Source organism: Cellulosimicrobium sp. AB352 (assembly GCF_049538415.1).
Lineage (GTDB): Bacteria > Actinomycetota > Actinomycetes > Actinomycetales > Cellulomonadaceae > Cellulosimicrobium > Cellulosimicrobium funkei.
The window spans coordinates 37,628-49,957 of sequence record NZ_JBMVFX010000009.1 but is presented as its reverse complement, the minus strand read 5'-3'; the positions used below and the strand labels follow the sequence as shown (position 1 = coordinate 49,957).

At 73.2% G+C, this 12,330-nt stretch carries 10 protein-coding genes; 2 read left to right on the top strand and 8 right to left on the bottom strand.

Annotated features, from left to right (window positions below; genetic code table 11):
* Window positions 1-39: 39 nt before the first annotated feature.
* Complete coding sequence (locus tag ACPCUX_RS08435; protein ID WP_051028087.1) at window positions 40-633, top strand: hypothetical protein; 594 nt, start codon at window positions 40-42, stop codon at window positions 631-633.
* A gap of 119 nt (window positions 634-752) precedes the next feature.
* Here ACPCUX_RS08435 and ACPCUX_RS08430 read toward each other — a convergent pair whose 3' ends face one another.
* Complete coding sequence (locus ACPCUX_RS08430) at window positions 753-1,886, bottom strand: branched-chain amino acid aminotransferase (protein WP_034654423.1); 1,134 nt, start codon at window positions 1,884-1,886, stop codon at window positions 753-755.
* A gap of 207 nt (window positions 1,887-2,093) precedes the next feature.
* Entirely contained in the window at window positions 2,094-3,137 is a 1,044-nt protein-coding gene (locus ACPCUX_RS08425) for a 3-isopropylmalate dehydrogenase (protein WP_034654425.1), read from the bottom strand.
* A gap of 132 nt (window positions 3,138-3,269) precedes the next feature.
* Here ACPCUX_RS08425 and ACPCUX_RS08420 point away from each other — a divergent pair, with 132 nt between their 5' ends.
* Window positions 3,270-4,490: an ROK family transcriptional regulator gene (locus tag ACPCUX_RS08420; protein ID WP_051028086.1), complete on the top strand. Its 1,221-nt coding sequence runs from the start codon at window positions 3,270-3,272 to the stop codon at window positions 4,488-4,490.
* A gap of 73 nt (window positions 4,491-4,563) precedes the next feature.
* Here ACPCUX_RS08420 and ACPCUX_RS08415 read toward each other — a convergent pair whose 3' ends face one another.
* The 6 genes from ACPCUX_RS08415 to ACPCUX_RS08390 all read right to left on the bottom strand — a co-directional run bounded on the left by ACPCUX_RS08415 (window position 4,564) and on the right by ACPCUX_RS08390 (window position 12,325).
* On the bottom strand, window positions 4,564-5,103 hold the full coding sequence (locus ACPCUX_RS08415; RefSeq protein WP_043654067.1) for an ASCH domain-containing protein: 540 nt from the start codon (window positions 5,101-5,103) through the stop codon (window positions 4,564-4,566).
* 234 nt (window positions 5,104-5,337) lie between these two features.
* Window positions 5,338-6,363, bottom strand: a complete 1,026-nt coding sequence (gene ilvC, locus ACPCUX_RS08410; protein WP_021481959.1) for a ketol-acid reductoisomerase — start codon at window positions 6,361-6,363, stop codon at window positions 5,338-5,340.
* Between the two features lie 114 nt (window positions 6,364-6,477).
* Window positions 6,478-7,002 carry an acetolactate synthase small subunit gene (gene ilvN / locus ACPCUX_RS08405; RefSeq protein ID WP_074809857.1) on the bottom strand — a complete coding sequence of 175 codons (525 nt, stop codon included), beginning with the start codon at window positions 7,000-7,002 and terminating at the stop codon, window positions 6,478-6,480.
* Between the two features lie 98 nt (window positions 7,003-7,100).
* Window positions 7,101-9,014 carry an acetolactate synthase large subunit gene (locus ACPCUX_RS08400; protein ID WP_034654410.1) on the bottom strand — a complete coding sequence of 638 codons (1,914 nt, stop codon included), beginning with the start codon at window positions 9,012-9,014 and terminating at the stop codon, window positions 7,101-7,103.
* A gap of 376 nt (window positions 9,015-9,390) precedes the next feature.
* Window positions 9,391-11,259, bottom strand: coding sequence for an alpha-glucosidase (locus tag ACPCUX_RS08395; RefSeq protein ID WP_423388547.1), 1,869 nt, complete (start codon window positions 11,257-11,259; stop codon window positions 9,391-9,393).
* 19 nt (window positions 11,260-11,278) lie between these two features.
* Window positions 11,279-12,325 (bottom strand): DUF4037 domain-containing protein, encoded by a 1,047-nt coding sequence (locus tag ACPCUX_RS08390; protein WP_423388546.1) that lies wholly within the window; start codon window positions 12,323-12,325, stop codon window positions 11,279-11,281.
* Between the last annotated feature and the right edge of the window lie 5 nt (window positions 12,326-12,330).

The window sequence follows — 12,330 nt, the reverse complement described above, 5'->3', positions numbered from 1 at the left end:
CCGCCCGTCGGCGCGACGGCGACCGAGCGAGGAGTGACGATGAGCGACCCGACCCCGGGCGGTTACGACCCGCAGAACCCTCCGACGCGGCGCTACGGCCAGCCGCCGGTCCCCCCGCAGTCCCCGCCCCCGGCGATCCGCCCGACGGACCCGCAGGCCCAGTTCCCCGAGCCCCGCACCCCCGTGAGCCCGGCGGACCCGCGCCTCACGGTCGAGGCCGGCCGGTTCTGGGCGGGAGCCGCCGCGACCGCGCTCGTCGCCGCCCTCATCGGGCTGCTCGGCGTGATCATCTTCGAGCGCATCTTCGCGATCACCCTCGTCCCGCCGCCCGACCTCTTCGCCACGGGGTCGCGCCAGGCGGCGTGGGCGATCGACGGCGCGATCCTCGCGCTGCTCGCCGCCGGGGTGCTGCACCTGCTCATCCTCAGCACGCCCCGTCCGCGCGCGTTCTTCGGCTGGATCATGGCGCTCGTCGTGGTGGCGATCGCCGTCCTGCCGTTCGCGTGGTCGAGCGACGTCACCGCGGCGGCGCTGTCCGGGCTCATCAACCTGCTCATCGGCGTCGCGGTGTGGTCGCTGCTCGCAGGCGTCGCGGGGCGGACGATCGTCGCGCGGCCCGCGCCCGTCGTCTGACCTGGAGCACCCGGGCGCACCAGCCGCGCCGCACGCCGGACGACGACGGGGCGCCCCTCCCGCGGGAGGGGCGCCCCGTGTCGTGCGGGCGGGCTCGGGCGAGCCGACGCAGCCGGCGCTCAGGCGAGCCGGCGCAGCCAGCCGTGGCGGTCGGCGGCGCGACCGGTCTGGATGTCCGTGAGCTCGGTGCGGATCGTCATGGTCAGCGAGCCCGCCTCGCCGGTGCCGATCGTGTGGTCGAAGTCCGAGCCGGCGAGCCGGCCGATCGGCGTGATCACGGCGGCCGTGCCGCACGCGAAGACCTCCGTCACGGAGCCGTCCCGGATCCCGGCGAGGACGTCGGTCAGCGGGATGCGGCGCTCGACGACCTCGTGCCCGCGGTCGGTGAGGAGGCGGATGATCGACGAGCGCGTCACGCCCTCGAGGATCGAGCCGCTGAGCTCCGGCGTCTCGACCGAGCCGTCCGCCTTGACGACGAACACGTTCATGCCGCCGAGCTCCTCGAGGAACGTGCGCGTCGCGGAGTCGAGGAAGCACACCTGCTCGCACCCGTGCTGCTGCGCGACCACCTGCGGGAGCAGGCTCGAGGCGTAGTTGCCGCCGCACTTCGCGTCGCCGGTGCCGCCCGCGCCGGCGCGGCTGTACTCGCGGTCCACCCAGATGGACACGGGCTTCACGCCGCCCGAGAAGTACGGGCCGACGGGCGACGCGATGACGAGGTACTCCGCCTCGAGCGACGGGCGCACGCCGAGGAACGCCTCCGAGGCGTACATGAACGGGCGCAGGTAGAGGCTCGCCTCCTCGCCCGACGGGACCCAGTCCACGTCCGTGCGCACGAGCGCGGTGATCGAGCCGACGAAGTCGTCCACCGACAGCGCGGGCAGCGCGAGGCGGTGCGCCGAGCGGGCGAAGCGCGCGGCGTTGGCCTCGGGCCGGAACGTCCACACCGACCCGTCGGCGTGGCGGTACGCCTTCATGCCCTCGAAGATCTCCTGCGCGTAGTGCAGGACGGCGGTCGCCGGGTCCAGGAGGAGCGGGCCGTACCTCTCGACGCGGCGGTCGACCCACCCGTCGGTCGAGTTCCAGCTGATCCGCGCCATGTGGTCCGTGAAGACGGTGCCGAACTTCGGGGCCGCGATGGCGGCCTCGCGCTCGGCGGGCGGCGTCGGGGAGTCCGTGGGGCGGACGTCGAACAGGGCGACGAGGTCCTCCGCCGAGGAGGACGGCTGGTGCTGCGCTGCGAGGGTGCTCATCATGAGGCCTTTCACCTGGCGACCCGGGTGGTCTCCGCCTAGTTTTCCACGCCGGTGCGGCTCGTGCGGGGATCCGCGCGAGGGCACGACGACGCGGGGCGCCACCGGGTCAGAACGGGAGGGATCCGGTCCTGGGGCGATGACGACCGAGGTGCGGGGACTGCGGCGAACCGGTGCCCGGGCCTGCGAGGGGCCCGTGACGGCGTGTCAGCCGGCGACGCGAGCGGCGAGCTCGCGGCCCACCTCGGCCGTCGAGCGTACTCGGCTCCCCCGCTCGGCGAGGTCGGCGGCGACGGCCGCCTCGACGCGCTGCGCCTCGTCGCCGAGGCCCAGGTGGTCGAGGAGCAGCGCGACCGACAGCACCGTGGCGGTCGGGTCGGCCTTGCCCTGCCCGGCGATGTCCGGTGCCGAGCCGTGCACGGGCTCGAACATCGACGGCGCGGTGCGGTCGGGGTTGATGTTCGCGGACGCGGCGAGGCCGATCCCGCCCGTGATCGCGGCGGCCTGGTCGGTGAGGATGTCGCCGAACAGGTTGTCGGTGACGATCACGTCGAAGCGCGAGGGCTTCGTCGTGAGGAAGATCGTCGCGGCGTCGACGTGCAGGTAGTCGGTCGTGACGTCGGGGAACTCCGCGTTGACGGCCTCCACCGTGCGGCGCCACAGGTGACCCGCGTGCACGAGGACGTTGTGCTTGTGCACGAGCGTGAGGTGCTTGCGCGGACGCGCCTGGGCGCGGGCGAACGCGTCGCGCACGACCCGCTCGACGCCGAACGCCGTGTTGAGGGAGACCTCGGTCGCGATCTCGTGCGGCGTGCCGGTGCGCAGCGAGCCGCCGTTGCCGACGTACGGGCCCTCGGTGCCCTCGCGCACGACGACGAAGTCGATCTCGCCAGGGTCGGCGAGCGGCGACGTGACGCCCGGGTACAGCTTGCCCGGGCGGAGGTTGACGTAGTGGTCGAGCGCGAAGCGCAGCTTGAGCAGCAGGCCGCGCTCGAGGACGCCGGACGGGACGCTCGGGTCGCCGATCGCGCCCAGGAGGATCGCGTCGTGCCCGCGGATCGCGTCGAGGTCCGCGTCGGTGAGCGTCTCCCCCGTGGCGTGCCAGCGGCGCGCACCCAGGTCGAACGGCGTCGTGGAGACCTTCACGTCCGAGCCGGCCACGGCGGCCTCGAGCACGGCGAGCCCCTGCTCGACGACCTCGGTCCCGATGCCGTCGCCGGCCACGACTGCCAGATCAATGGTGCGCGTCATGTCGGCGAGCCTACGCCGCGCCGCCACCCTTCGGGACGGTGGTCTCACGTCTCGGACGGGCGTCGAGTTGCGTTCCGCGCTCAGGCGGTCCACTATTAGTAAACTTTCCTAAAGCCCGTCGAAGGACCGACCATGACCGCGCCCGCCACGTCGAGGGTCCCCGGTACCCCGGGGCTCCTGCGCACCATCAACGACCGCGCGGCCCTGGAGCTCCTCCTCGACGTCGGGCCGCTGACCCGGTCCCAGATCGGTGACCGCACCGGCGTCTCGCGACCGACCGCCTCGCAGATCGTCGCACGGCTCGAGCAGTCGGGGCTCATCGAGCCCACGGGCTCCGTGCAGGGGGCGCGCGGCCCCCAGGCCACGCAGTACGCCGCCCGGACGGACGTCGTCGTGGGACTCGCGCTCGACGTCGTGCCCGGCGGGGTGCGCGCCAGCGTCGTCGACGCGCTCGGCCGCACGCTCGGCGAGACGACCGTCGCCGCCGGTCCTGAGCGCTCGGCGGCCGCCGACGTCCTCGCCGCGCGCGACGAGGCCTGCGCCGACGCCGGCATCCCCGTCTCCCGTGTCGCGACCGCGGTCGTCGGCGTGCAGGCCGCCGTCGCGCCGCGCACCGGCGACATCGCCCTCGTCGGAGAGCTCCCCGGCTGGCCGCGTCGCGGGCTGCGCGCACACCTCGAGGACGCGCTCGGCATCGACGTCCACGTCGAGAACGACGTCAACCTCGCCGCGATCGCCGAGCGCGACGCCGGCCGCGACGAGGAGAGCTTCGCGCTGCTGTGGCTGGGCGAGGGCATCGGCATGGGCGCGTGGCTCGAGGGCCGCGTGCACCACGGCACCGCGGGTGGCGCCGGTGAGATCGGCTACCTCCCCGTGCCCGCCGCCGGCATCGACGACTCGGTCAACGTGCAGGACCTCGTCGGCGGTCTCCGCCTCGTCGAGCTCTGCGCCCGCGCGGGGGTCCCCGGCATCACCGAGGAGGGCTCCTCCTACGGCGACGCCGTCGCCGCCCTCGCCGCGCACCGCGACAGCACCGCGGTGCACGACCTCGTGCAGGACCTCGCGCTCCGCGTCGCGATCGTCCTCCAGCCCGTCGTCGCCATCCTCGAGCCCGACGCCGTCGTGCTCGGCGGGCCCACGGGCGTCGCGTGCGGCGCGCCGCTCGCCGAGGCGACCGCCGCCGTCCTGCGCGGCACCGACCAGCGGACGGGAGCGGTCGTCGCGAGCGCCGTCCCCGAGCTCGCCGTCCTGCGCGGCGCGCGCTCCGTCGTCGCCGAGGACGTGCGCACCCTCCTGCTCGCCGCCGCGGGACGACCGGACCACCCGGTCGTCGCGCCCTCCGTCCCGGGGTAGTCCTCTTCACCTACCTCGCGAGCGGTGGCCGGCCGACCGTGGCACGGCCGGCCACCGCTCATCCTCGCCGCGCTCAGCGCGGGTAGCGCAGCTCGAACCGCTCGCACACCAGCGGCATGTCCCGCGCGAACTCGCGCGACAGGACGCGACGGAAGTACTTCTCGTGCTCGACGCGCCACGACTCCAGCGACCGGTCGTCCTCGCCCTCCGCGTGCGCGAAGTCCGCGTCGACGTCCTCGAACGCGACCACCTCGACCGACGTCGTGCGGATCAGCGCGCGCGGGTGGCCCGCGCCGTCGAGCAGGATCGACAGCTCACCGACGCGCGGCACCGCCTCGCCCGTCTCCTCGTACTCCCACAGGGCCGACGACGTCGCCGTCTTCTCCCCCGTGAGCACCGCCATGAGCAGGTCGTCCGCCAGCGCCGGGTTGTCCCCGAACGACCACGCGGGAGGCGGCACGCTCTCGGACACCGTGGTGCCCGTGACGACGCCGAGCCGCGCCATGCCCGCGCTGGGCCGCGCCAGCTCCCAGAACGCCAGGATCTCCGCCGCCCGCTCGTCCACCGTCACGTCGTCCGTCACCGGGTCTCCCTCGTCCGCCTGTCGGGTCATGCCCCCCATCCTGGCGCACGGGGCCGCGCACCACCCGCACCGCTCACCGGCCGGTCGCGACGGCGACCGGTGGGACGACGAAGGGGTGGGCGACCCCTCGCACGGAACGCGCGAGTCGGTCACCCACCCCCGGTGGAGCGGAGTGGTCAGCGCGCGGCGCTGCCCTCGGTACCTACGGTCGGGCAGACACCTCCCGCCGACTCCGGCAAGAGCTCCTCCGTCGCCCTGCCTGCGTCAGCGTGCGGCGCTGCCCTCGGTGTAGTCGGCGTCCTGCTGCTTCCACGCGAACAGCGACCGCAGCTCCTTGCCGACCTTCTCGATCGGGTGCTGCGCGGCCTTCTCGCGGAGTGCCGTGAACTCCGGCGCGCCGGCGTCCTGGTCGTCGATGAAGCGCTTGGCGAACGCGCCCGACTGGATGTCGGCGAGGACGCCCTGCATGTTCTCCTTGACGCGGGCGTCGATGACGCGCGGGCCGGAGACGTAGTCGCCGTACTCGGCGGTGTCGGAGACGGACCAGCGCTGCTTGGCGATGCCGCCCTCCCACATGAGGTCGACGATGAGCTTGAGCTCGTGCAGCACCTCGAAGTACGCGATCTCCGGCTGGTAGCCGGCCTCGGTCAGCGTCTCGAAGCCGTACTGGACGAGCTGCGACACACCGCCGCAGAGCACGGCCTGCTCGCCGAACAGGTCGGTCTCGGTCTCCTCGGTGAACGTCGTCTTGATGACGCCCGCGCGGGTGCCGCCGATCGCCTTCGCGTACGACAGCGCGACGTCCCAGGCCTGGCCCGACGCGTCCTTCTCGACGGCGATGATGTCCGGGATGCCACGACCCGCGACGAACTCGCGGCGCACCGTGTGGCCCGGGGCCTTCGGGGCGACGAGGATGACGTCGACGCCCTCGGGGGCCTCGATGTAGCCGAAGCGGATGTTGAACCCGTGCGCGAACGCGAGCGTCTTGCCCGTAGCGAGGTTCGGCTTGATCTCGTCGTTGTAGATCGAGCGCTGGTGCTGGTCCGGCGCGAGGATCATGATCAGGTCGGCCCACGCCGCGGCGTCCGCCACGGACTTGACCTCGAAGCCCTCGTCCTGGGCCTTCGCGACGGACTTGGAGCCCTCGCGCAGGGCGACGACGACCTCGACGCCCGAGTCGCGCAGGTTCTGGGCGTGCGCGTGACCCTGGCTCCCGTAGCCGACGATCGCGACCTTCTTGCTCTGGATGATGGACAGGTCGGCGTCGTCGTCGTAGAACAGCTCAGCCACGATGGATCTCCTCGGTTCTTCGTTGCGGTGCAGGGGTCTGTTGCGGTGTCGCGCGGAACGGCGACCGGTGCGCACCGACGCCCGCAAGGGTCTCGGTGCGAGGGTAGGCGATGGTCAGGCGGAGCGGACGACGCGTTCCAGCGCGCGGTCCGTGATGGAACGGGACCCGCGCCCGACGGCGACGGTCCCCGACTTCACGATCTCGCGCACGCCGTAGGGCTCGAGGGCTCCGAGCAGCGCGTCGAGCTTCTCCCCCGTGCCGGTCGCCTCGATGGTCACGGCGTCGGGCACGACGTCGACCACCTTCGCGCGGAACAGGTTGACGACCTCGAGGACGCCGGTGCGGTGGGCACCGTCGGCGCGGACCTTGACGAGCAGGAGCTCGCGCTGCACCGAGGCGGTCGAGTCGAGCTCGACGATCTTGATGACGTTGACCAGCTTGTTGAGCTGCTTCGTCACCTGCTCGAGCGGGCGCTCCTCCACGTCGACGACCACGGTGATGCGCGAGATCTCCTCGTGCTCCGTGGGGCCGACGGCGAGGGAGTGGATGTTGAAGGCGCGGCGGGCGAACAGGCCCGCGACGCGCGTCAGCACGCCGGGCTTGTTCTCGACGAGCACGGAGAGGGTGTGGCGGGACATCGGTCAGTCCTCCAGGGACAGGGGTCGGATCGAGGCTGCATTGCGCTGCAGCCGAGTGCCTTGCTTCGCTGCGGCCCTCAACCTCCGCTGCATTTCGCTCAGTCCTCCCGGTCCCAGGCGGGCGAGATGCCCCGCGCGTACTGGATGTCGTCGTTGCTCACGCCGGCGGCGACCATCGGCCACACCATCGCGTCGCGCGAGACGTTGAAGTCGATGACGACCGGGCGGTCGTCGATCTCCATCGCGCGCTTGATCGCGGCGTCCACCTCGCCCATCGACTCGACGCGGATGCCCTCGCACCCGTACGCGTCGGCGAGCTTGACGAAGTCGGGCACGCGCGCCGTGCCGTGGCCGGTGTGCAGGTCCGTGTTCGAGTAGCGCTGGTCGTAGAACAGCGTCTGCCACTGGCGCACCATGCCGAGCGAGCTGTTGTTGATCAGCGCGACCTTGATGGGGATCTCGTTGATCGTGCAGGTGGCGAGCTCCTGGTTGGTCATCTGGAAGCAGCCGTCGCCGTCGATCGCCCACACCGTGGCGTCGGGGCGGCCGACCTTCGCGCCCATGGCCGCCGGGATCGAGAAGCCCATGGTGCCGAGGCCGCCGGAGTTGAGCCACGTCCGCGGGTGCTCGTAGCGGATGAACTGGGCCGCCCACATCTGGTGCTGCCCGACGCCCGCGACGTAGATCGACTCGGGGCCCGAGATCTCGCCCAGGCGGGAGATGACGTGCTGCGGGGCGAGGTGGCCGTCGTCGGGCTCCGTGTAGCCGAGCGGGTACGTCTCGCGCCAGTCGTCGATCTGGCGCCACCAGGCCTCGACGTCCGGCTTGCCCTTGGCCTCGTGCTCACGCTCGAGCTCCGGCAGCAGGTCGGTGATGACCTCCTTGAGGTCGCCGACGATCGGCACGTCCACGTCACGGTTCTTGCCGATCTCCGCGGGGTCGATGTCGGCGTGCACCACCTGCGCGTGCGGGGCGAAGCTCGACAGCGCGCCGGTGACGCGATCGTCGAAGCGGGCGCCGAGCGACACGACGAGGTCGGCCTTCTGCAGCGCCGCCACGGCCGGGACGGTGCCGTGCATGCCGGGCATACCGAGGTTCTGGGGGTGCGTGTCGGGCACCGCGCCGCGGGCCATGAGCGTCGTCACGACGGGCGCGCCCGACAGGTCGACGAGGCGGCGCAGCTCGGCCGACGCGTTCGCGCGGATCACGCCGCCGCCCACGTACAGGACCGGGCGCCGGGCCGTCGCGAGCAGGCGCGCGGCCTCCTTGATCTGCTTGCTGTGCGGCTTCGTCACCGGGTGGTAGCCCGGGAGCTGCACGTCCTGCGGCCAGGAGAACGTGGTGCGGGACTGCATCGCCGACTTCGCGATGTCGACGAGCACCGGGCCCGGGCGGCCGGTCGAGGCGATGTGGAACGCCTCGGCGATGGTGCGCGGGATGTCGTCCGGGTCGGTGACCAGGTAGGAGTGCTTGGTGATCGGCATCGTGATGCCGACGATGTCCGCCTCCTGGAAGCCGTCGGTGCCGATCATCGACTCGGCGACCTGGCCGGTGATCGCGACGAGCGGGATCGAGTCCATGTTCGCGTCGGCGATCGGGGTCACGAGGTTCGTCGCGCCCGGGCCCGACGTCGCCATCGTGACACCGACGCGGCCGGTCGCGTGGGCGTAGCCCTGCGCCGCGTGGCCGCCGCCCTGCTCGTGGCGCACGAGGATGTGGCGCAGGCGCTGGGAGTCCATGAGCGGGTCGTACGTCGGGAGGATCGCACCACCCGGGATGCCGAAGACGACCTCGGCACCGGCCTCCTCGAGCGAGCGGACGATCGACTGCGCGCCCGTCATCTCCTCGCCCGTCGGGGCGCCGTTCGAGGCGCCGGCCGGGCGAGCCGTGGCTGCGCGCCGGACGTCGCCGCGCGGGGCGACCGACGCGGGTGTCGGGGCGGGCTTCGGCGCCGCGGCGGCGGGCGCCGGGGCGCCCTGTCGCGGAGGTGCCGGGGTGGGACCCTGGGCCATGGTGTCTCCTGCGTGTCGTGGCCTCGGCCCGGCGGGCGCCCCGTGGGGCGCTCCGCCGGGAGCCGGAGCCGACCGTGGTGGTGCGGTCGTGCTGGTCGCGGTGTGCGGGTGCCGGTCCTCGCGGGTCTCGCGGGTGCGGCGCTCGCGGTGGCCGGGTAGGCCTGCCGCGGTCTGTCTGCCGTGCTGATGGCGTTGTGGTGGCAACAAAAAACCCCTCGGACCCGGGATGCCGGGCTGGACGAGGGGTGAGCGCGCTGACGAAGCCTGGTGGCGTGGCCTCAGCCGGCGCGCTCAGGAAGTACTACAAGGAGGATCGTCTGCACGTCTGGGACTGTACGCCCATGTCCCGGTGATGTCACGTGTCGAGGCGGCCGTCTCACGCACTGGGACGTGCGGGGCGCGGCCCGGTGCGCCGGAGCACCCGTCCCTCCCACGGCTCCAGGTGCCCGACGGCGCCCGGCCGGGTGCCGTCGTCGGCCCGCCCGGGGTGCGTGGTCACGAGGACCGACGCGTCCTCCCAGCCCGTGAGCGTCCCGGCCGGGACGTCCTGCGGGACGCCGCCGACGTTGACGAGCACGAGGAGCTCGTCCCGGACGGTCGTCCCGTCGGGCCCGGTCGCGTCGAGGGCGCGCGTGAACGCGTAGACCGCCTCGTGGTCGGGCAGCAGCATGCGGAAGTCGCCGAGCGCGACGACCGGCTCCTCCCGGCGCAGCGCGACGAGCCGCCGGTAGAAGTGCAGCACGGAGTCCTCGTCGGCCCAGGCGGCCTCCGCGTTGATCGTCGTGTGGTTGGGGTTGACCTCGAGCCACGGCGTCCCCGTCGTGAAGCCGGCGTTCGCGCTCGCGTCCCACTGCACGGGCGTGCGGGCGTGGTCGCGGCTCGCGTGCGCGAGCACGGCGAGCATCTCCCCGTCGGTCCGCAGGCGCGGGGCGCCCGTGCGACCGGTGAGCTCGCGGAAGTACCCGAGCGACTCGACGTCCTGGTACTGCTCGATCCGCGTGAACGGTGCGTTCGTCATGGCGAGCTCCTCGCCCTGGTAGACGTAGGGCGTGCCGCGGTGCAGGTGCAGCAGGAGGGCGAGCGCCTTCGCCGAGGCGACGCGGTGCTCCGGGGAGTCGTCGCCGAACCGCGAGACGACGCGCGGCTGGTCGTGGTTGTCCCAGTAGAGGGCGTTCCAGCCCCGGTGGGCGAGGCCCGCCTGCCAGCGGCCGAGGGTCGCCTTGAGGTCGGCGAGGTCCCACCGGACCGGGTCGTACCGGGTCGCGCCGTGGTCGATGCCCATGTGCTCGAACTGGAACACCATGTCGACCTCGCGACGGTCCGGGTCGGTGTACCGCACGCCGTGCTCGACCGTCACGCCCGGCGTCTCCCCCACCGTGAGGATCTCCCGGCCCTGGGCGAGGTACGGCGCGAACACCTCGCGGTGCATCTCGGCGAGGAACTCGTGCACGCGCGGGCCGTCCGTGTAGTGCGGGCTCCCGTCCCCGTACGTGCCCCAGTGCACCTCGCCGTCGGGCAGCGAGCCGTCGGGCGCGACGTCCTTGGAGATGAGGTTGATGACGTCCATGCGGAAGCCGTCGACGCCGCGGTCGAGCCACCGCCGCATCATCGCGTAGACCGCCTCGCGGACGTCGGGGTTCTCCCAGTTGAGGTCCGGCTGCTTGGTGTCGAACAGGTGCAGGTAGTACTCGCCCGAGGCCTCGTCGAACCGCCACGCGCTGCCCCCGAAGAACGAGCGCCAGTTCGTCGGCTCGGCGCCCGGGGCGCCGGGCTCCATGCCCTCGCGCGCGGGCCGCCACCAGTACCAGTCGCGCCGCGGGCTCTGCGCCGACGAGCGCGACTCGACGAACCACGGGTGCTCGTCGCTCGTGTGGTTGACGACGAGGTCCATGACGAGCTTCATCCCGCGCGCGTGCAGCCCCTCGATCAGGGCGTCGAGGTCCGCGAGCGACCCGAACAGCGGGTCGACGTCCTCGTAGTCGCTGATGTCGTAGCCGTTGTCCGCCTGCGGCGACCGGTACACCGGGGACAGCCACACGACGTCGACGCCCAGCCGCTCCAGGTGGTCGAGGCGTCGCGTGATCCCCGGGAGGTCCCCGATGCCGTCGCCGTCGGTGTCCTGGAACGAGCGCGGGTACACCTGGTAGACGACCGAGCGCGTCCACCAGGGGGCGTCACCGGGCGTCTCGGCGCCGGGCCACCCGCCGCGGGGCAGGGGGTCCGGGGTGGGTGCGGACGAGGTCATCGCACGGCTTCCTCTCGGGTCAGGGGGTCCTGGTCCCAGCCTGCCCGACGCCGCGCGCCGCGGCGACGCGACGGGCGGGGTCCGTGAGGACGTCGACGTCGTCGACCCACTGCTCGACGGTCCCGACGCCCGGTGGCAGCGCCTGCACCACCGGGTCCTGGATCGCGGACGTCACCACGTCGGCCACCGGCCCGAGCCCCCGGAAGGGCCGGTCGAAGAACGGGACGACGACGTCGGTCACGGTCGGGAGGCCCACCTCGCCCTGGAGGTCGTGCAGGGTCTCCAGCCCTCGGCACAGCGCCGCCTCGCGCGCCCGCCAGTCGTCGGCCGCGAGCGCCTCCGCGAGGTCGGGCCCGGCGGCGGCGGCACGCGGGAGCGCGGCGAACGTCGTCCCGAACCACTTCGCGTACGGCGTCCAGTGCCGCTCGAGCAGGAAGCCGAGGTGCATCGCTGCGCGCACGAGCCGGGCGGCGACGACGCGCGACCCGAGGTCGTCGCCGCGCTCCGCCGTCCGGCCGACGAACGGCAGCTCCTGCCCGATCCGCGCCCAGTCGACGGCGACCGCGTACCGCCACAGGTCGTCGGGATACCAGGCGAGGCGCTCGCGCGCCGCGGTGACCTGGCCGCCGGTGTCCACGAACACCGGCCCGGCCGTCACCTCGAGGACCGCCTGACCGGTGAGCGTGAGCCAGTCGTCGACGGCGAGCGGTCGCGTCGCGTCGACGCCGAGGCGCGACGTGACGAAGCCCGACGGCGACGCGACCTCGACCTGGTGCGGACCGTGCGGGCTCCACGTGGTCGGGAACCGGGTCGGGTGCCCGGCGAACGTGTCGGGCAGCGCCGCGCCGAGCAGCGCGTCGACCTCGTCGACCATCGGCTCGTCGACCAGCAACGTCAGGCGCAGACCCCAGTCGTGGTCGCGCGACGTCGCGTCGTCGAGCCCGAGGACGTCGGACCCGCTCCCGAGGCGTCCCGCCGCGTGCGGCAGCCCGGGCCAGCGGCCGAGCAGGATCGGCCCGACGACCTCGTCGTAGTAGCGCCGCGCGAGGTCGGTCCCGGTCTCCACCCGGG